Source organism: Rhizobacter sp. LjRoot28 (assembly GCF_964253025.1).
Classification (GTDB): domain Bacteria; phylum Pseudomonadota; class Gammaproteobacteria; order Burkholderiales; family Burkholderiaceae_C; genus Rhizobacter.
This window is the reverse complement of the sequence record NZ_CAXUQC020000001.1, coordinates 224674-243554: the sequence shown is the minus strand read 5'-3', so window position 1 is coordinate 243554 and position 18881 is coordinate 224674. Positions and strand designations below refer to the sequence as shown.

Genomic DNA, 18881 nt, shown 5'->3' with positions numbered 1-18881 from the left:
GATTTCGAGGTGATTATGCTCGACCGGGATGGGTTCAGACCCAACGTCGGCATCATCCTGCTCAACCCCCGGAACCAGGTGTTCTGGGGCAAGCGGATCCGCACCCACTCCTGGCAGTTTCCGCAGGGCGGGATCAAGTACGGGGAGACGCCCGAGCAGGCGATGTTCCGCGAACTTCACGAGGAAGTCGGGCTGCTGCCTGACCACGTGCGCATCGTCGCGCGCACCCGCGACTGGCTGCGCTACGAGGTGCCCGACCACTTCATCCGCCGCGATGCCCGCGGCCACTACCGCGGACAGAAGCAGATCTGGTTCCTGCTGCAGCTCATCGGCCGCGACAGCGACATGAACCTGCGCGCCAGCGACCACCCGGAGTTCGACGCGTGGCGGTGGAACGAGTACTGGGTGCCGCTCGAGTGGGTCATCGAGTTCAAGCGGGAGGTCTACCAGATGGCCCTCACCGAGCTCGCCCGCTACCTGCCGCGCAGCAGCGCGCACCACAACCGCTACCTGCGCTCCGGCATGCGCACCCACCATCGCGACGAGCCGCCAGCTGAGGAAGCCGCCCCGCGCGAGGGCGGAATGGTGCTCCCGCACGCGCCCCAGGACGAGGGCGACCCGTCGGGCTGAACCCTGCGGCCTGCGAGAGGCCGCGCACGACGTCAGGCATGGCCGGCGCCAGCCGGGCACTGCCGCGTCGTCACGCTCAGCTGAGGATCAGGTTGTCGCGGTGGATCATCTCGGGCTCGCCCGTGAATCCGAGCAGGCGCTCGAAGTCGGTCGAGGGATGGCGGGCGATGAGCCGCGCCTCGGACGCCGAGTAGTTCGCCAGGCCGCGCGCCACTTCGGCGCCCGCCGCATTCCGCACCGCGATCACGTCGCCCCGCAGGAACTCGCCGGCCACGCTCACGATGCCGATGGGCAGAAGGCTCTTGCCACCATCGCGCAGCTTGGCGACGGCGCCATCGTCGACCGTGACGGCCCCGCGCATCTGCAGGTGATCGGCCATCCACTGCTTGCGGGCCGTGGTCTTGGCCGTGCTGGCCGTGAGGGCCGTGCCGATGGATTCGCCGGCCGCGAGGCGGATCAGCACATCGGGTTCCCGGCCCCATGCAATGACGGTGGAGGCCCCGCTGCGTGCAGCGCGCTTGGCCGCCAGGATCTTGGTGATCATGCCGCCGCGTCCGAGGTTCGATCCGGCGCCGCCGGCCATGCGCTCGAGCTCCGGCGTGCCGGCGCGCGCCTCGTGGATGAACTCGGCGTTGGGGTCCTTGCGCGGGTCGGCCGAGTACAGGCCCTTCTGGTCCGTCAGGATGACCAGCGCGTCGGCCTCGATCAGGTTGGCGACCAGGGCACCCAGGGTGTCGTTGTCGCCGAACTTGATCTCGTCGGTGACGACCGTGTCGTTCTCGTTGATCACCGGCACGACGTTCAGCCGCAGCAGGGTCAGCAAGGTGGAGCGGGCGTTCAGGTAGCGCTCCCGATCGGCCAGGTCGGCGTGCGTCAGCAGCACCTGTGCGCTGCCCATGCCGTAGGTGCGCAGCTGCGTCTCGTAGATCTGGGCGAGGCCCATCTGGCCGACGGCCGCCGCCGCCTGCAGCTCATGGATTTCCTTCGGACGGCTGCTCCAGCCCAGGCGCTTCATGCCTTCGGCAATGGCACCGCTCGAGACCATCACCACCTCGCGCCCCTGTGCGGCCAGCGCCGCCATCTGGCGGCACCAGGTGCCGATCGCCTCGGCATCCACCCCACGCCCTTCGTTGGTGACGAGGGTGGAGCCCACCTTCACCACGATGCGGCGGGCGTTCTTGAGCGCGTCAGTCATGGGCGGCGTTCGGCTGGGCCCCTTCCGCGGCGGTCGGGGCATCGGGATCGGCAAAGCGGGGATCCGGATCGTCCGGCACCACGTTCTTGAGCTTGGACACGTGCTGGTAGACGGCATGAACCAGGCCTTCGCAGCCTTCGCGCGTGAGGGCCGAGATCTGGAACACCGGGCCTTTCCACTTGAAGCGCTTGACGAAGTCCTTCACCCGCTGCTCGCGCTCGTCGGCGGGCACCATGTCGAGCTTGTTGAGCACGAGCCAGCGCGGCTTGTTGTACAGCTGCTCGTCGTACTTCTTCAGCTCGGCCACGATCGCCTTGGCTTGCGCCACGGGGTCGACGGAATCGTCGAACGGCGCCATGTCGACAAGGTGCAGCAGCAGGTGGGTGCGCTGCAGGTGGCGCAGGAAGAGGTGGCCGAGGCCCGCGCCTTCCGAGGCCCCTTCGATGAGACCCGGGATGTCGGCCACGACGAAGCTCTGCTCTGCCGCGACGCGGACCACGCCCAGGTTCGGGTGCAGCGTGGTGAACGGGTAGTCGGCGATCTTCGGCCGCGCATTCGAGATGGCCGCGATGAGCGTGGACTTGCCGGCGTTGGGCATGCCCAGCAGGCCGACGTCGGCGAGCACGCGCATCTCGAGCTTCAGCTTGAAGGCCTGCCCCGGCCAGCCGGGTGTCTTCTGGCGCGGCGCCCGGTTCGTGCTGGTCTTGAAGTGCATGTTGCCGAAGCCGCCGTCGCCCCCCTTGGCCAGCAGCACCCTCTCGTCCGGCACGAGGAGTTCGGCGATCACGTTGCCCGTTTCCAGGTCGGTGATGATCGTGCCCATCGGCATGCGCAGGACGATGTCCTCGGCGGCAGCGCCGAACTGGTCGGAGCCCCGGCCGTTCTCGCCCCGGCGCGCTTCATGGCGTCGGGCGTAACGGTAGTCGATCAGGGTGTTGAGGTTGCGGTCGCCCACGGCGTACACGCTGCCGCCGCGACCACCATCGCCGCCGTTCGGCCCACCGAAGGGCAGGAACTTCTCGCGGCGAAAGCTCATGCAGCCGTTGCCGCCATCGCCTGCGACGACGTCGATCGTGGCTTCGTCAACGAATTTCATGACTGTTTGTCCACACACGGCGCCCCGGTGGGCCACCGTTCAAAAGAGGAAGCGGGGCTCGCGCCGATCGGCACGGGCCCGTGCGAATCGTAAGCCACCGGCTCCGTCTTCCGCAAAAAACAAAGCCCCGGCGAACCGGGGCTTCGTTCGGTCTGGCTGGCCGGGGCTGCAGAACAGCCCCGAAGCCCGCCTCAGGCCGCCTTGATGTTGACGGTACGGCGGTTGGCCGAACCCTTGACCGCGAACTCGACGGTGCCGTCGGTCAGTGCGAACAGGGTGTGGTCCTTGCCGATGCCGACGTTCACGCCAGGGTGGAACTGCGTGCCACGCTGACGAACGATGATCGAGCCGGCCGAGATGGCCTCGCCGCCGAACGCTTTCACGCCCAGCATCTTCGGTTGAGAGTCGCGGCCGTTCCGTGTGGAACCGCCGCCCTTTTTCTGTGCCATGGTTTAACTCCTAGAACTCGGATGGACTGCCAGACTCAGGCGTTGACGGCGCTGATCTGAAGCTCGGTGAAGGCCTGGCGGTGGCCTTGACGCTTCTGATAGTGCTTGCGGCGACGCATCTTGAAGATGCGCACCTTGTCGTGCCTGCCTTGAGCCACCACGGTGGCCACAACGGTTGCGCCAGCTACCAAGGGAGTCCCGACCTTCAGATCGGCACCGGCTCCAACAGCCAGCACCTGGTCGATCGTGATCTCTTGGCCAACGTCCGCAGCAATCTGTTCTACCTTGATTTTTTCGCCAGCAGCAACCTTGTATTGCTTGCCACCGGTTTTGATGAGCGCGTACATATCAGCCTTTCAGTGAATCGGCTCCGGGCGCCTGAACGCCCTGGAACTGCCCTGCTTGACACGCAGAGCCGAACATTCTAGCACGGCAGCCGGGGCCCGTGCCGAAAAATCGTGCACCCGGGCGGAGGTCTGCACGGGTGCGACGGCCACACCCCCAGGGCTGGGGGTCAGCGCCCGCTCTTCCTATAATTTGCGATACCCAATTGAGCCCAACGTGCAGCCGTCACCCTCCTCCCCTTCCGAAGTTTCCTCCAGCCACGCTGCGTTCGTCGCGGCGGAGATGCGTGAGGTGGATGCCGTCATCCGCCTGAGGCTCGCGTCCGAGGTTGTCCTCATCAACCAGATCTCGCACTACATCATCAGCGCCGGCGGCAAGCGCCTGCGCCCGATGCTCGTGCTGCTGTTCGCGAACGCGCTGGGCTTCCAGGGACGCGAGCGCTACGAAATGGCCGCGACGGTGGAGTTCATCCACACGGCCACCCTGCTGCACGACGACGTCGTCGATGAATCCGACCTGCGCCGCGGTCGCCAGACCGCCAATGCCCTGTTCGGCAACGCGGCCAGCGTGCTCGTCGGCGACTTCCTCTACTCGCGCGCCTTCCAGATGATGGTCTCGGTCAATCGCATGCGGGTGCTCGAGGTGCTGGCCGACGCGACCAACGTGATCGCCGAGGGCGAGGTCCTGCAGCTGATGAACATGCACGACGCCGACCTGGCCGTCGAGGACTACCTGAAGGTCATTCGCTTCAAGACCGCCAAGCTCTTCGAAGCCAGCGCTCGCCTGGGCGCCGTGCTGGCCGGCGCCAATGCCGAGGTGGAAGACGCCTGCGCCTCCTATGGTCGTTCACTGGGCACCGCCTTCCAGCTTGTCGACGACCTCCTCGACTACGAAGGCTCCACGTCGCAGCTCGGCAAGAACGTTGGCGACGACCTGCGCGAGGGCAAGCCCACGCTGCCGCTGCTCGTGGCCATGGAGCGCGCCAGCGAGGAAGACCGCGCCCTCATCCGCCATGCGATCGAGCACGGCGAGGTCACCCGGCTGGCCGAGATCGTCGAGATCGTTCGCCGAACCGGCGCACTGGAAGTGACGCGCGAAGCCGCCCGCGCCGAGGCCGAGAAGGCCCGCCTCAGTTTGTCGCTGCTGCCCCCTTCCGCCCACAAGGAAGCTCTGATAGAATTCTGCGTTCGGTCGGTGGACCGCTCTTCCTGAGAGCGCCAACCGCACCGTTGCGAACCACTGATGCGAGCGATGGACCCCGGCAACCGCGAGTGCGCCGCCAGAGCAGAACAACGCAAAGAAGAACGCAGAGAAATACGAAAAAACATCGGGGTGTAGCTTAGCCTGGTAGAGCGCTACGTTCGGGACGTAGAGGCCGGAGGTTCGAATCCTCTCACCCCGACCAATATCTGAAAGAAGCCCAAGTGCCCTCGGTGCTTGGGCTTCTTTGCTTTCCGGTAAGCAGTCAGGAGGCCCACGGAAGCACCTGCTCCGGAACGATTGCTCCAGCCCGCAGCATGAGCCGGACCAGCGGGAGCGCCAGCGCTTCGGCCTCGCTGCTGGCGTCGACAACCACGAAACGGGTCTGCGTGGGCGGCAATGTGAAGAACGCTGAACTCAGAACGCCGCAGCGGTTGGACGGCAGCAGCTTCGCCATCAGCAGCACCTCGAGCGGCACCTGCGCAGGAACCTCGAGCACGTCCTCTCCAAGCGCTCGACGCAGCGCATCGTTGTAGGCCGGATTCGCAGGATGCGCCTTGAAGCCGATGCGCGCTCCTTCGGGCAAGCGCCCTGACTCGCGCAACGCTTGCACGGTGCGCAATTGCGCCTTGCCGAGCCGCTCGTTGGGCGCCGCATCCCACGTGGCCGTTCCAGTGAAGAGCCACGCCTTCGGGTCGGACGCCCAGGACTGCAGTGCCGCACGCTCCGCCTCGCCGATACCGAACATCGACAGATACAGCCATCGCTGCGTCTCACTCAGTGATGCCCACTGATCCAGTTGCATGTCTTGCGCGCAGGCGGCGAACGCCTGATTCACCCGTCGTCCCGCCTCATCGCTGCACAAGAGATCGCGACGCAGCATGTGGTACGTGGTGTCGAACAACAAGTGCCATGCATGACTCTGGAGCACGTTGTTGGACGGCGCGGCCAGGCCCTGTATCGCGCGACCCAGGTCCAGCGCGGCGCGGCGCAACGCCTCGTCGAGGCCAGCCTCCGACTTGAGGGTCTCGCGCTGCATCACGCTCAATGATCCGTCGTCGTACAAATGCAGCCGAAGGGCGATGCCTGCCGCCTCGAGCGGGCCGACAAGGGCACGCATCAACGGCACGACCCCTCTCCACGCGTGGGTCTGGTTCGAATGGATCTCCACGAGCCTGATTGGATTGCCGACCACCAGGCTTCGCACGGAATCGACGAAGTCCGCCGACACGGCTGCCATCTGGGGCACATAGGCCGCGTTGTGCAGGATCAGATGGCGCTCCGGCACAGCGAGTCGAAGCCACGTGATGATCTTGAAGACGTTCGGGTCCTCAGCGCATTGAACGTAGTCGAACATCTGCTCAACCAAGGACAAGGACGTCGAGTCGACGTAGAGCTTCAAGATGTTGCCGTGGGCACCATCAGCGAGTGCAGGGGAGTCCATGGGCGCGTCTCATATTCCGGTGGTGCGGGCGCCAAGTGCGCCCCGATGGAGGCCAGTGTACGCACCGTCGGATGCAGGCTCCGACCAACACCCGCACACGGTTCGCCACGGATGAGGGCACGCGGCTTGCCGCCAGGGCATGCACATAGAAAGGAGTTTCCGCATGGCAGCCCGTTCCAATCCCTCCGCTCCTGACGTTGAAACACGCCCGTCAGAGGCCGGCAACGACACCGACGACAGCCCGCTCGACTCCCTCGGCAAGGCGATCGTCGACCCGGTCCTGTCCTCCCAGCCCACGACGCCCGCCGACATCGTTCACGACCAGCGGCACCCGGACGAGAAGAAGCGCTGACACGGCGCCCGGGGTCCGTGAGGACGGTCGGGCCGACGGATGCATTTCGTTGCAGGAAATCACCGGCCGAAAGCTGCTTTTTCTGGCAGTTCGTGAGGGTGGGCGATGTTTACAGGGTGGATCGAATCAGCGATCATGGCTCGGTACGCCCATTTCACGTTGTGACATCACGCCCTGCCTGTGGACACTCTTGCCGAAGCCCCTCAATCGTCCCTTTCCGGCGTCGCGCGGGTCCTCGTCCATGCGGGCAAGCTGAACGCCAAGACGGCTGAAGACCTCGTCAAGTCGGCCAAGGAAAAGAAGACCAGCTTCATCGCCTCGGTCATCGCCGGCGGCGCCATCTCGTCGGCCGACCTGGCCCACACCCTGGCGAGCGCCCTCGCGCTCCCGGTGATGGACATCAACGCCGTCGACCTGCAGCGCCTGCCGCGCAACGTCATCGACGCCAAGCTGACCGCGCAGTACCAGGTCCTGATCCTCAGCAAGCGCGGCAACCGGCTCTTCGTCGGCGGGGCAGACCCGACCGACCAGGAAGCCATCGAGCGCATCAAGTTCGCCACCCAGCTGTCGCCCGAGTGGGTCGTGCTCGAGCACGACAAGCTGACCAAGATTCTCGAAGCGGCGGGCGCCAGCGCCACTGAGTCGCTCGAGAACATCGTGGGCGGCGACTTCGAGTTCGACGTCAACGACGAGGAGAACTCGGCGCCCGAGCAGCACGAGGTCACGGTCGACGTGGAAGACGCGCCGGTGGTGCGCTTCCTGCAGAAGATGCTGATCGACGCGATCAACGCCCGGGCGTCCGACCTGCACTTCGAGCCCTACGAGTACCACTACCGGGTGCGCTTCCGCGTCGACGGCGAACTGCGCGAGATCACCCAGCCGCCGATCGCCATCAAGGACAAGCTCGCCTCGCGCATCAAGGTCATCTCGCGCATGGACATCGCCGAGAAGCGGGTCCCGCAAGACGGCCGGATGAAGCTGAAGTTCGGCAACAAGTCGATCGACTTCCGGGTGAGCACCCTGCCCACGCTCTTCGGCGAGAAGATCGTGATCCGTATTCTCGACTCCTCCAGCGCCAAGCTCGGCATCGAGGCCCTGGGCTACGAGAAGATCGAGAAGGACCGGCTGCTCAAGTGCATCCAGCGGCCCTACGGCATGGTGCTGGTGACGGGCCCGACCGGTAGCGGCAAGACGGTGTCGCTCTACACCTGCCTCAACATCCTGAACCAGCCCGGCGTCAACATCTCGACCGTCGAGGACCCGGCTGAAATCAACCTGCCCGGCATCAACCAGGTCAACGTGAACGACAAGGCGGGCCTCACCTTCGCGGCCGCCCTCAAGTCGTTCCTGCGCCAGGATCCGGACGTGATCATGGTCGGCGAAATCCGCGACCTCGAAACCGCCGACATCGCCATCAAGGCCGCCCAGACCGGCCACATGGTGATGTCCACCCTGCACACCAACGACGCGCCGACCACCCTCACCCGGCTGCTGAACATGGGCGTCGCGCCCTTCAACATCGCCTCGAGTGTGCTGCTCATCACGGCACAGCGGCTTGCGCGTCGGCTTTGTGAGTCATGCAAGGCGCCAGCCGAGTACCCTCGCGAGGCCATGCTCAAGGCGGGTTACCGGGAAACCGACCTCGACGGCTCCTGGAAACCGTACCGCGCTGTGGGCTGCTCGGCGTGCACGAATGGCTACAAAGGCCGGGTCGGCATTTACCAAGTGATGCCCATCACCGAGGAAATCCAGCGCATCATCCTCGCCGAGGGGACGTCGATGGACATCGCCGTGCAGGCGCAGCGCGAAGGGGTTCGCGACCTGCGCCAGTCCGGCCTGATCAAGGTACGGGCAGGCGCCACGACGCTGGAAGAGGTGATCGCCTGCACCAACGAGTGACGGTCAGGCCGCACTCCTTGAGGCATAGGCGCAACACCGAACGACAACCAACGGGACGAGGATAGAAGTTTCCTCGGAGAGATCATGGCAACTGCAGCCGTCAGAGAGAAAGAATTCGTTTTCGAGTGGCAAGGCAAGGACAAGAACGGGAAAACGGTTCGGGGCGAGCTGCGCGCTGGGGGCGAGGCCATGGTCAGCGCCACGCTGCGCCGCCAGGGCATCCTCATCACCAAGGTGAAGAAGCGCCGCACCAGCGGTGGCAAAGCCATCAAGCAGAAGGACATCGCCGTCTTCACCCGGCAGCTCGCCACCATGATGCGGGCGGGCGTGCCCCTGCTCCAGGCTTTCGACATCGTCGCCCGCGGCAGCTCCAATCCGCGCATGACCAAACTGCTCACCGACATCCGCACTGACGTCGAGACAGGCACCAGCCTCTCGTCGGCCTTCCGGAAACATCCGCTTCAATTCGACGCGTTGTACTGCAACCTCGTCGAAGCCGGTGAAGCCGCGGGTATTCTGGATACGCTCCTCGATCGCCTGGCCATCTACCAGGAAAAGACGATGGCGCTGAAGAACAAGATCAAGTCGGCGCTGATCTACCCGGTGGCCGTGCTGGTGGTCGCCTTCATCGTCATCTGCGTGATCATGCTGTTCGTGATCCCGGTGTTCGAGAACGTCTTCGAATCGTTCGGCGCAGACCTTCCCGCACCGACGATGTTTGTCATCGGCATGTCAAAGGTGTTTACCCAATACTGGTGGGCGATCTTTGGTTTCCTGGGCGGCGGCATCTACTTCTTCCTGGAATCCTGGAAGCGTTCCGAGAAGATGCAGCGCACGATGGACCGACTGCTTTTGAAAGCGCCCGTATTCGGCAGCCTGGTGAACAAGGCGTCCGTTGCGCGTTGGACGCGTACGCTGTCAACGATGTTTGCCGCCGGCGTGCCTCTCGTCGAGGCCCTCGACTCCGTGGGCGGTGCCGCCGGCAATGCGGTCTTTAAGGACGCCACAGAACAGATCCAGAAAGACGTCTCGACCGGCGCAAGCCTGACGGCCTCAATGGAAACCACCGGGGTATTTCCGGTCATGGTGCTGCAGATGTGCGCCATCGGCGAGGAATCCGGGTCGCTCGACGGCATGCTAGGCAGGGCGGCGGAGTTCTACGAAGATGAGGTCGATGAAGCCGTTGCCGGCCTATCGAGCCTGATGGAGCCCTTCATCATCGTGATCCTGGGCACCTTGATCGGTGGCATCGTCGTGTCGATGTACCTGCCGATCTTCAAGCTCGGCGCCGTCGTCTGATCGACGCCGATGGAATGGTTCGCGCTTGACATCGCCGCCACCCCCTGGCTCCTGGGCCTGGTAGGACTGTGCATCGGCAGCTTCCTGAACGTGGTCGTGCACCGGCTCCCGCTGGCGCTCGACCGCGAATGGAAGCAGGACAGCGCCGAGCTCCTCGGCGTCACCGTCGAGCTGCCCCCGCCCATCACCCTCTCCACCCCGCGGTCTCGCTGCCCGTCCTGCGGCCACCCGATCGCCTGGTACGAGAACATCCCGGTGCTGAGCTACCTCGCGTTGCGGGGGCGTTGTTCGGCGTGCAAGACCCGCATCTCGCCGCGCTACCCCTTGGTCGAGCTCGCCACCGGTCTGCTGTTCGCGGCCGTGGCGTGGCGCTTCGGCGAGCAGCCGGTGGCCTGGCTCTGGTGCGGCTTCGTCGCCGTGCTGCTGGCCTTGACCGGCATCGACTGGGACACCACCCTGCTGCCGGACAACCTCACCCTGCCCCTGCTCTGGGCCGGCCTCGTGGCCAGCGCCCTCGGGTGGACGGTGCCGCTGAGCCAGTCCCTGTGGGGTGCCGTCGTCGGCTACCTGTCGCTGTGGAGCGTGTACTGGCTCTTCAAGCTCACCACCGGCAAGGAGGGCATGGGCTACGGCGACTTCAAGTTGCTGGCGGCGCTCGGCGCCTGGCTGGGCGTCCAGATGATCCTGCCCATCGTGCTCGGGGCCTCGGTCATCGGTGCGATCGTGGGCATCGGCATGAAGATGGCGAGCAACCTGCGCGAAGGCCGCTATGTGCCGTTCGGCCCCTTCCTCGCCGGCGGCGGCATCGTCGTGATGCTGGCCGGCCCTGAACGCGTGCTGGGCTGGCTCGGCTGGCGCTGACACCATGCCCGCGCGTCCGCCGTCCGCCGCTCGGCCGCGCCGCCCGCTGCAGATCGGGCTGACGGGGGGCATCGGCAGCGGCAAGAGCACGGTGGCCTCCCTGCTGGTGGCCCAGGGCGCCGCACTGATCGACACCGACGCCATCTCGCGGGCCCTCACCTTGCCGGGCGGCGCCGCGATCGACCCGCTGCGCGCGGCGTTCGGCGACGCCATGATCGGCCCCGATGGCGCACTCGACCGTGCCCGCATGCGCGAACAGGTGTTCGCCGACCCCTCCGCCAAGGCGCGGCTCGAAGCCATCCTGCACCCGCTGATCGGCCTCGAATGCAACCGGCAGGCCGAGGCCGCCGGTGACCGCGTGCGGCTGTTCGACGTACCGCTGCTCGTCGAATCGACCCGGTGGCGCGCCCGGGTGGATCGCGTGCTGGTGGTCGATTGCCCGGAGGAGGTCCAGGTCGAGCGCGTGATGGCCCGCTCCGGCTGGACACGAGAGACCGTGCTGGCCGTCATCCGGCAGCAGGCGCCCCGCGCCGCCCGTCGCGCGGCGGCCGACGCCATCATCTGCAACCACGGCATCGGGTTCGACCAGCTTGCCGACGAGGTGGGCGCGCTATGGCGCCACTGGTGCCCTGTGGAACAATGTCACGGAAGCCCTCCGCGTTGATTCAACAGGAAGCCCACCCTTGGTCCTCTACGAATACCCCTTCAACGAAAGCATCCGCACGATGCTCCGCCTCGAACACCTGTTCGACCGGCTGGGCCGGCTGCTGCCGCGTGACGAAGCCGTGGACCACCACTACGCGCTCGCCACGCTGTTCGAGATCATGGACGTGTCGTCGCGCGCCGACCTCAAGTCCGACGTGCTCAAGGACCTCGAACGCCAGCGTGCCCAGTTCAACAGCTACCGCGGCAACCCGTCCATTGCGGAAGACGCCCTCGACGACGTCATCCGCCGCATCGACCATGCCTTCGACGGCCTCAACAAGCTGACCGGCAAGGCGGGGCAGTCGCTCAACGCCAACGAATGGCTGATGAGCATCCGCAGCCGCATCAGCATCCCCGGCGGCACCTGCGAGTTCGACCTGCCCGCCTACTACGCCTGGCAGCAACTGCCCGCGGCACGCCGCCGGGCCGACCTGAACCACTGGATCGGCACCTTGATGCCGCTGGCCGAGGCGCTCAAGCTCGTGCTCGCGCTGCTCCGCGATTCCGGCGTTCCCCACAAGGTGATGAGCCAGGGCGGCCAGTACCAGCAAAGCCTGCCGGCCGGCCGCGTGTACCAGCTGCTCAGACTGCGCATCGACCCGACCCTGCAACTCGTGCCCGAGATCAGCGGGCACCGCCTGATGGTGCTCGTGCGCCTGATGCGCCAGGACGCCGAAGGACGCCTCAAGCCCGCCGGCACCGACACCAGCTTCGAACTGACCCTCTGCACATGAACCCGCAAGCCCCGAGCACCGGCCTGCGTCGCATCGTCAAATGCCCCCGATGCCGGGGCGACAGCGTCTACGCACCGGAAAATGCCTTCCGTCCCTTCTGCAGCGAACGCTGCAAGAACGCCGACTTCGGCGCGTGGGCCAGTGAAGCCTATCGGCTGGATGCCAAGCCACCAGCCCCCGAGGACGACGACCCGGACGCTCCGGTCCACCCGTTGCGCTGAGCCCGCCCGATGGGGCGCGCCCCCTGCGAAGCCGGGCGCCCGCCCTGACGCTGTACCCTCGTGACCCTGCGGGCGACCCATTGCCCGTGCGACCTTTCTCCCAGGACCCCGCATGGCCTACGACTACAGCTCCGAATCGAAGCGGCTGGAACTGCCCAACCCCTACCAGTTGCAGAATCGCCTGCTGTGGTTCTGCGCTGCCGTGCTCGTCGTGGCCGGCGTGGTCGCCCTCTGGTGGGCGCGCGACGCCGTCCAGGCGCAGTCGCTCGGCCGCACGGTGGCACCCTTGCTGGCCGGCGTGTTGTTGCTGGTGGCGGGCCTCGCCTGCGCCGCCACGGCGGCGCGACGGCTGCGCTTCTTCTTCGGCCGAGGGCGGCCCAGTTCCCTGGCACCCGAAATCCCGAACGGTGCCGTGGGCAATTCCGCCGCGGCGGAAGCGCTCAAGGAAATGCTGCGCCAGGGCGGGATCTCGTACCCCGAGCCGCAGGGGGCGGTCGAGGGCCTGCTCTACCACCTCTCGCCCGCGCTCATTACCGCGCCTCATGAGGTGCAGTACCTCGCCCGCCGGCATGTGTTCAACCTCGCCGCCATCACCGCGACCCTGATCAGCTTCCTGATCTCGTGGTGGCTCTTCGGCGACGAGACCACGCGCCCGTGGATCGGCTTCCTCTACTTCGCCTTCGGCCTGTTCTTCCTGCTCAAGCCGCTGTTGAGCCAGCAACGCGCTCGCGTGAGCACGGCCTCGCTGGTCACGCTGATCGCCGGCGCGATCGTCGGCCCGGTGCTGGTCGCCCTGGTCGCGCCATCGCTGCCCTCGACGGGTGGGTTCTCGCTCAACACCCAAACCTTCGTGATGCTCGGCACCGCGCTCGTGGCCAGCGGCCTGGCCATGGCCGCCGTGCTCGCGCAGGTGGACCCCGCGCCGCAGACACGGGCCAGCGTGGAGCAGGGCCGCTTGTCGATGAACGCGCCACCGGCCTCCCTGATGGATGAGCTCGACCGCACGCTGCAGGACGAATGGACCGAGCGCATTCCCAACCGCCGGTACGCGCGCACCGAGCCCCTCACCCCCGCGTCCACCCCGTCGGGCAGCTTCGCCGGCGAGTTGTTCGAGGAAACGCAGCCCTTGCCGGTCTCCGGCACCAAGCCGCCCACCTTTGCCGAGGCGCTCGCCGGCCGCCGTCACCGCACGGTGCTGTTGCTGGACCTCTACGCCCTCGTCCTCGTCTGCATCGCCGTCGGGCTGGCGCTGCACTTCGTGCGCGGCTTCGAGGCCTTCGCCGGGGGAGCCGTCAGCCGGTTGTCACCGCTCGGCAGCGCGGTCATCCTGGCCTTCGTCGCCGCCTTCTGCTTCCAGTCGGCCGGTCGGCTCTGGGGCCGATTCAACTTCGAGTCGGTCCTGGTGTGGGTCGAGATGGCCGGCAACTGGCAGACCTCGCGGGTGGGCACGGGCAACAACTTCACGAGCCGGCTCAACACCGAGAACGACGTCGTGCGCACGGAGGCCATGACCCTGCGCGTCTGGCGCGCCCGGATCGAATCGGTGGTGTTCGGCAAGGACGCCGAGCGGCAGGTCACGGCGATGTTCTCGACCGAGCGCGAGGCCAAGGCCCTCGCCGCTCACCTCGCCCAGTTCGCACGTGGCCAGAGCGTGCTGGTCACGCCCGGCTCGGCCGAGGACCAGGCCCGCTTCGCCACCTTGCAGGCCGGTGAACAGGCGCTGGGTGCGCCCAACGCCGCCTTGCTGGCCCACCAGCAGCACATCGCCGCGGCGCTCACCGGAGACGGCGGCGGCAGCGGGGGCAGCGAAGCGGCGATCACACGCCACTGCACCCAGTGCGGTGCTGCCGCGGCAAGCTCGGAGGCCAAGTTCTGCGCCCGGTGCGGCGCGGCCCTGCCCACCTGAGACGCGGCCGGTCGCGCGTCTCCCGACCCGGCCCGCATGGCGCCTGCGTCGGCCTGCCCCCGGACGTGCACGGGGAAGATCCAAGGCCGCCCACCCGAACGGCCGCAAGGAACTCAGGCGCGTCGACGATCCAGCTGCAGGGCCTGTCCGGGCCACTGGCCGCCGAGCGAGCGCGTCGCGGTTTCAGCAGCGTTCACGAGCAGGCCGCTCATGCGTTGCACCGCCAGTTCGGAGAAGCGCTCCAGCGGGCCTGACAACGACAGCACGCCAAGCAGCAGGCCCGAGGGTCCGAACACCGGGCTGGCCGCCGCGCCACACAGCGGGTCGCGTTCGCCGAACGAGGTGAACACCAGCGGCGCAGGCGTCGAGGCGCCTTGCGAGGCGAAGGCGAGCAAGGCGCGGCCCCCCGCGCCCTTGTCGAGCGGCAGCACATCGCCCTCGCGCACGTGGTCGAGCGTCGAATGATTGGAGTTGATGCGGAACAGGCACAACCGCGTTTCCTTGCCGTGGATGACATGGAAGGAGGCGCTCTCGGTGCCGTGCTCCACCAGCCATTCGAGCACCGGGTGGATGCCTTCGCGCAGACCATAGGTCTGGTCGAAGGCTCGTCCGAACAGGAACGCCTGGGGCCCGAGCGCGTAGCGCTTGTCCGCCCGGTGCACCACCAGGCCGCTGCGCTGCAAGGAGGCCAGGAGCCGCAGCAGCGTGCTCTTGTACATGCCGGTGACGCGGGCAAGCTCGGCGAGCGTCAGCGTGGCATTGGCCTGCGCCAGGGCGGTGGCAATGGTCAGCGCGCGATCGACGGCAGCCACGCCGTCTCCGGGCACGAAGGTCACATCGAGAGGGGTCTTGGGCATGGCACCGTCCGGCTTGAAGGTTGCGTCCGCTCCGGAGAGTGAACGGGTGTCCAAAAATCAAGAATGCCAGACGCGGCGCTCCACTTCCCTCGGGACACACCCTGATGCGCTGCCGTCGCCAGTCCGCTCTCAACCAGCGCCGCGCGGGCTGAAGGTGCGGGGAAACACCACCGGTGCTTCCCGGTTCGCCAGGCGGTAACCCATGGGCGGTCGGCGGCTCCCGCGCGGAACGAGCCCCGCCTCGACCAGAAACCCGCCAGCGAGTATGCGTGTCCGGAAGCCGCTCTTGTCGACCGGCCGGCCCAGCACCACTTCGTAGGCCCCTTGCAACTCCGGCAGCGTGAAGGGTTCGGGCAGCAGGAAGGCCGGCAGCGAGGTGTACTCCACCTTCCCGCGCAGCCGTTCCACGCCGGCTCGCACGATCCCGGCATGGTCGAAGGCCAAGGGGTGGGCGCCACCGGTGCCGGCCAGCAGCTCGTCGGCCGTGAACCAGGCGGCGTCCGAGGCATTGGCCCCATGCCGCAGCGCCATGCCCTCGGTCGGGATGAGGGCCATGTAGGCATGGGTGGCCGACCAGCCGCGGGGATCACGCCGCGCACCGCCCCAACTGCCAAGCTGCTCCAGATAGGGACTCTGCACGCCGGCTTTCTCGTGGAGCTTGCGCCGTGCGCACGCTTGCAGGTCCGCGTCGAGGTCGATGTCGACGAAACCACCCGGCAGCGCCCACTGGCCCGCGAATGGCGCCTCGGCACGGCGCACCAGCAGCACCTGGAGCGCATCATCCCGAACCGTGAAGATCACGAGGTCGACGGTGGTGAGCGGGCGTGGGAAGTCGGGCATCTCCCCCGCGTCGGTCGGCGGAGCGCCCGAGCGCCGCCTGGATCCTGCTGCTGGCATGGCGTCAGTCGGCCGTGAGGTCGAGGAAGTGGTCCAGCATGTGGAAGTGGTCGTCGTGGAACTGGTCTTCCATCGCCGTGAGCGAGTGGATGGGCACCCAGTCCACCGCCTCCGCGTCGTCCGCCGCCTGCACCTCGGGCAGTTCGCGTTCGCCCAGGTCGAAGTAGTGCGCGTGCGTGATGGTCCGACCGCGTTGGCTGCGGTCGGGGTGGTCGAACACGGCCACGGACTTCAGCGCCTGCCGCATGGCGGTACCGAGCAGTTGCAGGCCGGTCTCCTCACTCAGTTCGCGCAGTGCGGACTGGTAGGCCGTCTCCCGTTGTTCGATGAATCCCCCTGGCAACGCCCACAAGCCCTTGCCCGGCGCCTGGCCTCGGCGGATGAGCAGCACGCGCTTCCCGCAGCGCACCACGGCATCGACCGTCACGAACACCGGCGGATAGGGCGCGACCGCCCAGGACGCACGGTAGTCGCGCATGGCGCGCCACTCCTGCGCCAAGGGCTCGAAGTGCGGCAAGGCGACCCAGGCGCGCAGGAAGTCGAGCGTGGAGGGGGGCGCCTGGTCCACCAGCGCCGCGAGGGTCGCATCGATGGGATGGCCCGCCGCGCCAAAGACGGCATCGCGCACGCCGGTGCCGTCGGCCAGACCGACGCGAGGAAGCGGCACCACCTGCCAGCCGACGAAGGCGCGCAGGTAGTCGCTCGTCGCATCCTTGAAGTGGCCGACGAGCGCGACGGCTGCGGAATTGCCCACCTGGGCCCGCACGCCAGTCTGCACGGCCGCGACCCAGCGGGCTTCGTCGTAGTGGTCACGCACGGGCAGGAAGTCGACGCGGGCGCGGTCGGCTTCGTCCAGCGCCAGCCGGACCATCTCCGCTCGCTCCCGCCAGGTGAAGGGGTTCTTGGGGGAGCGCGCCTGGTGGGCTGATCCAATCACTACCACGACCCGGGGCGCGAGCCGCAAGGCATGGTGCAGCAGGCCCAGATGGCCGAGGTGAAAGGGCTGGAACCGGCCGACGAGCACGGCCACGTCGCACGGCGTGGCCAGCGTGGAAGGGGATGAGGGTGTGGGGCTCATGGACGCTCAGACGTGGAAGGCGGCGATGGGCATCTGGCGCCCGCTGCCGAAGGCGCGCGACCGCACGCGAACGATGGGAGGCGACTGGCGGCGCTTGTATTCGCTGCGGGCGATCATCGCCCGCACGCGCTTCACCAGCGCCTGGCCTTCCGGCTGCTCGACAAGGCGATCGACGAAAGCCTGCGCCGCCGCCCGCTCCGCGGCCGGCAGCCGGTTGCCCTCGATCTCGATCTTGAGGATCTCGTCGAGCACGGGGTACGGCGGCAGGCTGTCGGTGTCCTGCTGGCCGGGTGCGAGTTCGGCCGACGGCGGCTTGTCGATGACGGCCTGGGGAATCAGCTCGCGTCCGGCCACCTCGTTGACATGCCGTGCCAGGGCGAAGACCTCCGTCTTGTACAGGTCGCCCAGCAAGCCGAGCCCGCCGTTGGTGTCGCCGTACAGCGTGCAGTAGCCGACCGAGATCTCGGACTTGTTGCCGGTCGTGAGCAGCAGGTGCCCGAAGTGGTTCGAATGCTCCATCAGGATGGTGCCGCGGATGCGCGCCTGCAGGTTCTCGAGCGGCAGTCCGCGCAGCGGGGTGGCGAAGGTCGCCTCGAAACCCCGCGCATAGCCCTCGACCAACTCCGCAATGGCATGCCGGTGCAACCGGATGCCGAGGTTGTCGCACAGCTGCACCGAATGATCGACCGACCCGGCCGAGGAGAAGGATGACGGCATGGTGATCGCCTCGACGTTCTCCGCGCCGAGCGCGTCCACGGCCAGCACGAGGGTCAGCGCGCTGTCGATGCCCCCGGACGACCCGACCACGGCCTGCCGGAAGCCGCAGCGGCGCGCATAGTCGCGCAGCCCGAGCGCGATCTGCGCCCGGTAGAAGGCGGAGGGCTCCAGCCCCTTGGGATTGACCGGCGGCAGGGCACTGCCATCGCGCGCGAGGAAGGCGCCGTTCTCGAAACGCAGGGTACTGACGTGCTCGACGAAGCGCTCTGCTTCGAAGGTCACCCCTCGCCCGGGCTCGACCGCGAACGACGCGCCATCGAACACGATCTGGTCCTGCCCACCCACCTGGTTCACATAGAGCAGGGGCAGGCCGTATCGGGTGCTGGCCTGCCCGAACACCGCATGCCGCTGCTCCCGCTTGCCCACGTTGGACGGGCTCGCGTTGATGGAGACGATGAGGTCCGGTGCCGCATCGGCCATGCGGGCGAAGGGGTTGACGAGGTAGTCCTGCCCTTCGTCGTTCCAGCCGTCCTCGCAGATCATCAGACCGACCTGATTGGTGCCGATGCGCAGCACGCGGGCAACGTCCGGACCGGGTGAGAAGTGACGGTGCTCATCGAAGACGTCGTAGGTCGGAAGCAGCTGCTTGGCGTACTGCGCGACCTGGCGCCCGCCCGCGAGGACAACCAGCGCGTTGTGAAGCTTCTTGCCCGGCCCCTCGCGCTGCAGCGGCGCCCCGAACACCCAGTGCAGTGCCGGCATCTCGCGCGACGCCTCAAGCAAGGCGGCAAGGCCGGCCTCGACGCGGTTGAGGAAGCCGGGCTCGTCGAGCAGGTCCCCCGGGTAGTAGCCCGTGAGCGAGAGTTCGGAGAACACGACGAGTTCGGCGCCGTCGAGCGCCGCACGGCGGGCCGCGTCGATCATCTTGCGGGTGTTGCCCTCGATGTCGCCGACGAAGTAGTTCAGCTGGGCCACGGTGATGTTCAGCATGGGAGC

General features: G+C 67.3%; 19 protein-coding genes and 1 tRNA gene. 11 read left to right on the top strand and 9 right to left on the bottom strand.

Going from position 1 to position 18881, the window contains the following annotated elements; genetic code table 11:
- Positions 1-15 precede the first annotated feature (15 nt).
- A complete protein-coding gene (locus ACSQ2F_RS01150; RefSeq protein WP_436018926.1) occupies positions 16-630 on the top strand; it encodes an RNA pyrophosphohydrolase in 615 nt (204 codons plus the stop codon).
- A gap of 76 nt (positions 631-706) precedes the next feature.
- Here ACSQ2F_RS01150 and proB read toward each other — a convergent pair whose 3' ends face one another.
- From proB to rplU, 4 genes are all read right to left on the bottom strand, one after another.
- Positions 707-1825: a glutamate 5-kinase gene (gene proB, locus ACSQ2F_RS01145; RefSeq protein ID WP_436018924.1), complete on the bottom strand. Its 1119-nt coding sequence runs from the start codon at positions 1823-1825 to the stop codon at positions 707-709.
- Positions 1818-2921 (bottom strand): Obg family GTPase CgtA, encoded by a 1104-nt coding sequence (gene cgtA, locus ACSQ2F_RS01140; RefSeq protein ID WP_436018922.1) that lies wholly within the window; start codon positions 2919-2921, stop codon positions 1818-1820. The genes proB and cgtA overlap by 8 nt, the downstream gene beginning before the upstream one ends.
- 191 nt (positions 2922-3112) lie before the next feature.
- Positions 3113-3370, bottom strand: a complete 258-nt coding sequence (gene rpmA, locus ACSQ2F_RS01135; protein ID WP_436018920.1) for a 50S ribosomal protein L27 — start codon at positions 3368-3370, stop codon at positions 3113-3115.
- Between the two features lie 35 nt (positions 3371-3405).
- On the bottom strand, positions 3406-3717 hold the full coding sequence (rplU, locus tag ACSQ2F_RS01130; RefSeq protein ID WP_436018918.1) for a 50S ribosomal protein L21: 312 nt from the start codon (positions 3715-3717) through the stop codon (positions 3406-3408).
- A gap of 214 nt (positions 3718-3931) precedes the next feature.
- Here rplU and ispB point away from each other — a divergent pair, with 214 nt between their 5' ends.
- Together ispB and ACSQ2F_RS01120 are read left to right on the top strand one after the other, a co-directional pair.
- Positions 3932-4927 carry an octaprenyl diphosphate synthase gene (gene ispB / locus ACSQ2F_RS01125; RefSeq protein WP_436018916.1) on the top strand — a complete coding sequence of 332 codons (996 nt, stop codon included), beginning with the start codon at positions 3932-3934 and terminating at the stop codon, positions 4925-4927.
- Positions 4928-5043: 116 nt separating this feature from the next.
- A tRNA-Pro gene (locus tag ACSQ2F_RS01120) sits at positions 5044-5120 on the top strand.
- 60 nt (positions 5121-5180) lie between these two features.
- On the opposite strand, the gene ACSQ2F_RS01115 is transcribed toward ACSQ2F_RS01120, so the two are convergent.
- Positions 5181-6317, bottom strand: coding sequence for a hypothetical protein (locus tag ACSQ2F_RS01115; protein WP_436018914.1), 1137 nt, complete (start codon positions 6315-6317; stop codon positions 5181-5183).
- Between the two features lie 205 nt (positions 6318-6522).
- Between ACSQ2F_RS01115 and ACSQ2F_RS01110 the strand changes: the two genes are divergently transcribed.
- From ACSQ2F_RS01110 to ACSQ2F_RS01075, 8 genes are all read left to right on the top strand, one after another.
- The gene (locus ACSQ2F_RS01110; RefSeq protein WP_436018912.1) at positions 6523-6711 is read left to right on the top strand and encodes a hypothetical protein; all 189 of its coding nucleotides are present in this window, start codon (positions 6523-6525) and stop codon (positions 6709-6711) included.
- A 174-nt stretch (positions 6712-6885) separates the two neighbouring features.
- Entirely contained in the window at positions 6886-8610 is a 1725-nt protein-coding gene (pilB, locus tag ACSQ2F_RS01105; protein ID WP_436026691.1) for a type IV-A pilus assembly ATPase PilB, read from the top strand.
- Between the two features lie 84 nt (positions 8611-8694).
- Complete coding sequence (locus ACSQ2F_RS01100; protein ID WP_436018910.1) at positions 8695-9909, top strand: type II secretion system F family protein; 1215 nt, start codon at positions 8695-8697, stop codon at positions 9907-9909.
- 9 nt (positions 9910-9918) lie between these two features.
- On the top strand, positions 9919-10770 hold the full coding sequence (locus ACSQ2F_RS01095; RefSeq protein WP_436018908.1) for a prepilin peptidase: 852 nt from the start codon (positions 9919-9921) through the stop codon (positions 10768-10770).
- 4 nt (positions 10771-10774) lie between these two features.
- Positions 10775-11434, top strand: coding sequence for a dephospho-CoA kinase (gene coaE / locus ACSQ2F_RS01090; RefSeq protein WP_436018906.1), 660 nt, complete (start codon positions 10775-10777; stop codon positions 11432-11434).
- A 19-nt stretch (positions 11435-11453) separates the two neighbouring features.
- Positions 11454-12209: a cell division protein ZapD gene (zapD, locus tag ACSQ2F_RS01085; RefSeq protein WP_436018904.1), complete on the top strand. Its 756-nt coding sequence runs from the start codon at positions 11454-11456 to the stop codon at positions 12207-12209.
- Positions 12206-12430 carry a DNA gyrase inhibitor YacG gene (locus ACSQ2F_RS01080; RefSeq protein ID WP_436018902.1) on the top strand — a complete coding sequence of 75 codons (225 nt, stop codon included), beginning with the start codon at positions 12206-12208 and terminating at the stop codon, positions 12428-12430. Before zapD ends, ACSQ2F_RS01080 begins: the two co-directional genes overlap by 4 nt.
- Positions 12431-12542: 112 nt before the next feature.
- A complete protein-coding gene (locus tag ACSQ2F_RS01075; RefSeq protein WP_436018900.1) occupies positions 12543-14336 on the top strand; it encodes a hypothetical protein in 1794 nt (597 codons plus the stop codon).
- Positions 14337-14449: 113 nt separating this feature from the next.
- Here ACSQ2F_RS01075 and ACSQ2F_RS01070 read toward each other — a convergent pair whose 3' ends face one another.
- The 4 genes from ACSQ2F_RS01070 to ACSQ2F_RS01055 form a co-directional block, all read right to left on the bottom strand.
- Complete coding sequence (locus ACSQ2F_RS01070; protein ID WP_436018898.1) at positions 14450-15193, bottom strand: IclR family transcriptional regulator; 744 nt, start codon at positions 15191-15193, stop codon at positions 14450-14452.
- 129 nt (positions 15194-15322) lie between these two features.
- Entirely contained in the window at positions 15323-16033 is a 711-nt protein-coding gene (locus ACSQ2F_RS01065) for an NUDIX hydrolase (protein ID WP_436018896.1), read from the bottom strand.
- Between the two features lie 61 nt (positions 16034-16094).
- Positions 16095-17168: a bifunctional nicotinamide-nucleotide adenylyltransferase/Nudix hydroxylase gene (locus tag ACSQ2F_RS01060; RefSeq protein ID WP_436018894.1), complete on the bottom strand. Its 1074-nt coding sequence runs from the start codon at positions 17166-17168 to the stop codon at positions 16095-16097.
- 6 nt (positions 17169-17174) lie between these two features.
- Positions 17175-18875: an NAD+ synthase gene (locus tag ACSQ2F_RS01055; protein WP_436018892.1), complete on the bottom strand. Its 1701-nt coding sequence runs from the start codon at positions 18873-18875 to the stop codon at positions 17175-17177.
- Positions 18876-18881 lie beyond the last annotated feature (6 nt).

Coding starts and splice junctions, on each gene's coding strand:
- cgtA (WP_436018922.1), bottom strand. CDS start 2,921: ATGAAATTCGTTGACGAAGCCACGATCGACGTCGTCGCAGGCGATGGC.
- ACSQ2F_RS01095 (WP_436018908.1), top strand. CDS start 9,919: ATGGAATGGTTCGCGCTTGACATCGCCGCCACCCCCTGGCTCCTGGGC.
- ACSQ2F_RS01055 (WP_436018892.1), bottom strand. CDS start 18,875: ATGCTGAACATCACCGTGGCCCAGCTGAACTACTTCGTCGGCGACATC.
- ACSQ2F_RS01150 (WP_436018926.1), top strand. CDS start 16: ATGCTCGACCGGGATGGGTTCAGACCCAACGTCGGCATCATCCTGCTC.
- ACSQ2F_RS01075 (WP_436018900.1), top strand. CDS start 12,543: ATGGCCTACGACTACAGCTCCGAATCGAAGCGGCTGGAACTGCCCAAC.
- rplU (WP_436018918.1), bottom strand. CDS start 3,717: ATGTACGCGCTCATCAAAACCGGTGGCAAGCAATACAAGGTTGCTGCT.
- ACSQ2F_RS01100 (WP_436018910.1), top strand. CDS start 8,695: ATGGCAACTGCAGCCGTCAGAGAGAAAGAATTCGTTTTCGAGTGGCAA.
- ACSQ2F_RS01080 (WP_436018902.1), top strand. CDS start 12,206: ATGAACCCGCAAGCCCCGAGCACCGGCCTGCGTCGCATCGTCAAATGC.
- coaE (WP_436018906.1), top strand. CDS start 10,775: ATGCCCGCGCGTCCGCCGTCCGCCGCTCGGCCGCGCCGCCCGCTGCAG.
- ACSQ2F_RS01060 (WP_436018894.1), bottom strand. CDS start 17,168: ATGAGCCCCACACCCTCATCCCCTTCCACGCTGGCCACGCCGTGCGAC.
- rpmA (WP_436018920.1), bottom strand. CDS start 3,370: ATGGCACAGAAAAAGGGCGGCGGTTCCACACGGAACGGCCGCGACTCT.
- ACSQ2F_RS01065 (WP_436018896.1), bottom strand. CDS start 16,033: ATGCCCGACTTCCCACGCCCGCTCACCACCGTCGACCTCGTGATCTTC.
- ACSQ2F_RS01070 (WP_436018898.1), bottom strand. CDS start 15,193: ATGCCCAAGACCCCTCTCGATGTGACCTTCGTGCCCGGAGACGGCGTG.
- ACSQ2F_RS01110 (WP_436018912.1), top strand. CDS start 6,523: ATGGCAGCCCGTTCCAATCCCTCCGCTCCTGACGTTGAAACACGCCCG.
- proB (WP_436018924.1), bottom strand. CDS start 1,825: ATGACTGACGCGCTCAAGAACGCCCGCCGCATCGTGGTGAAGGTGGGC.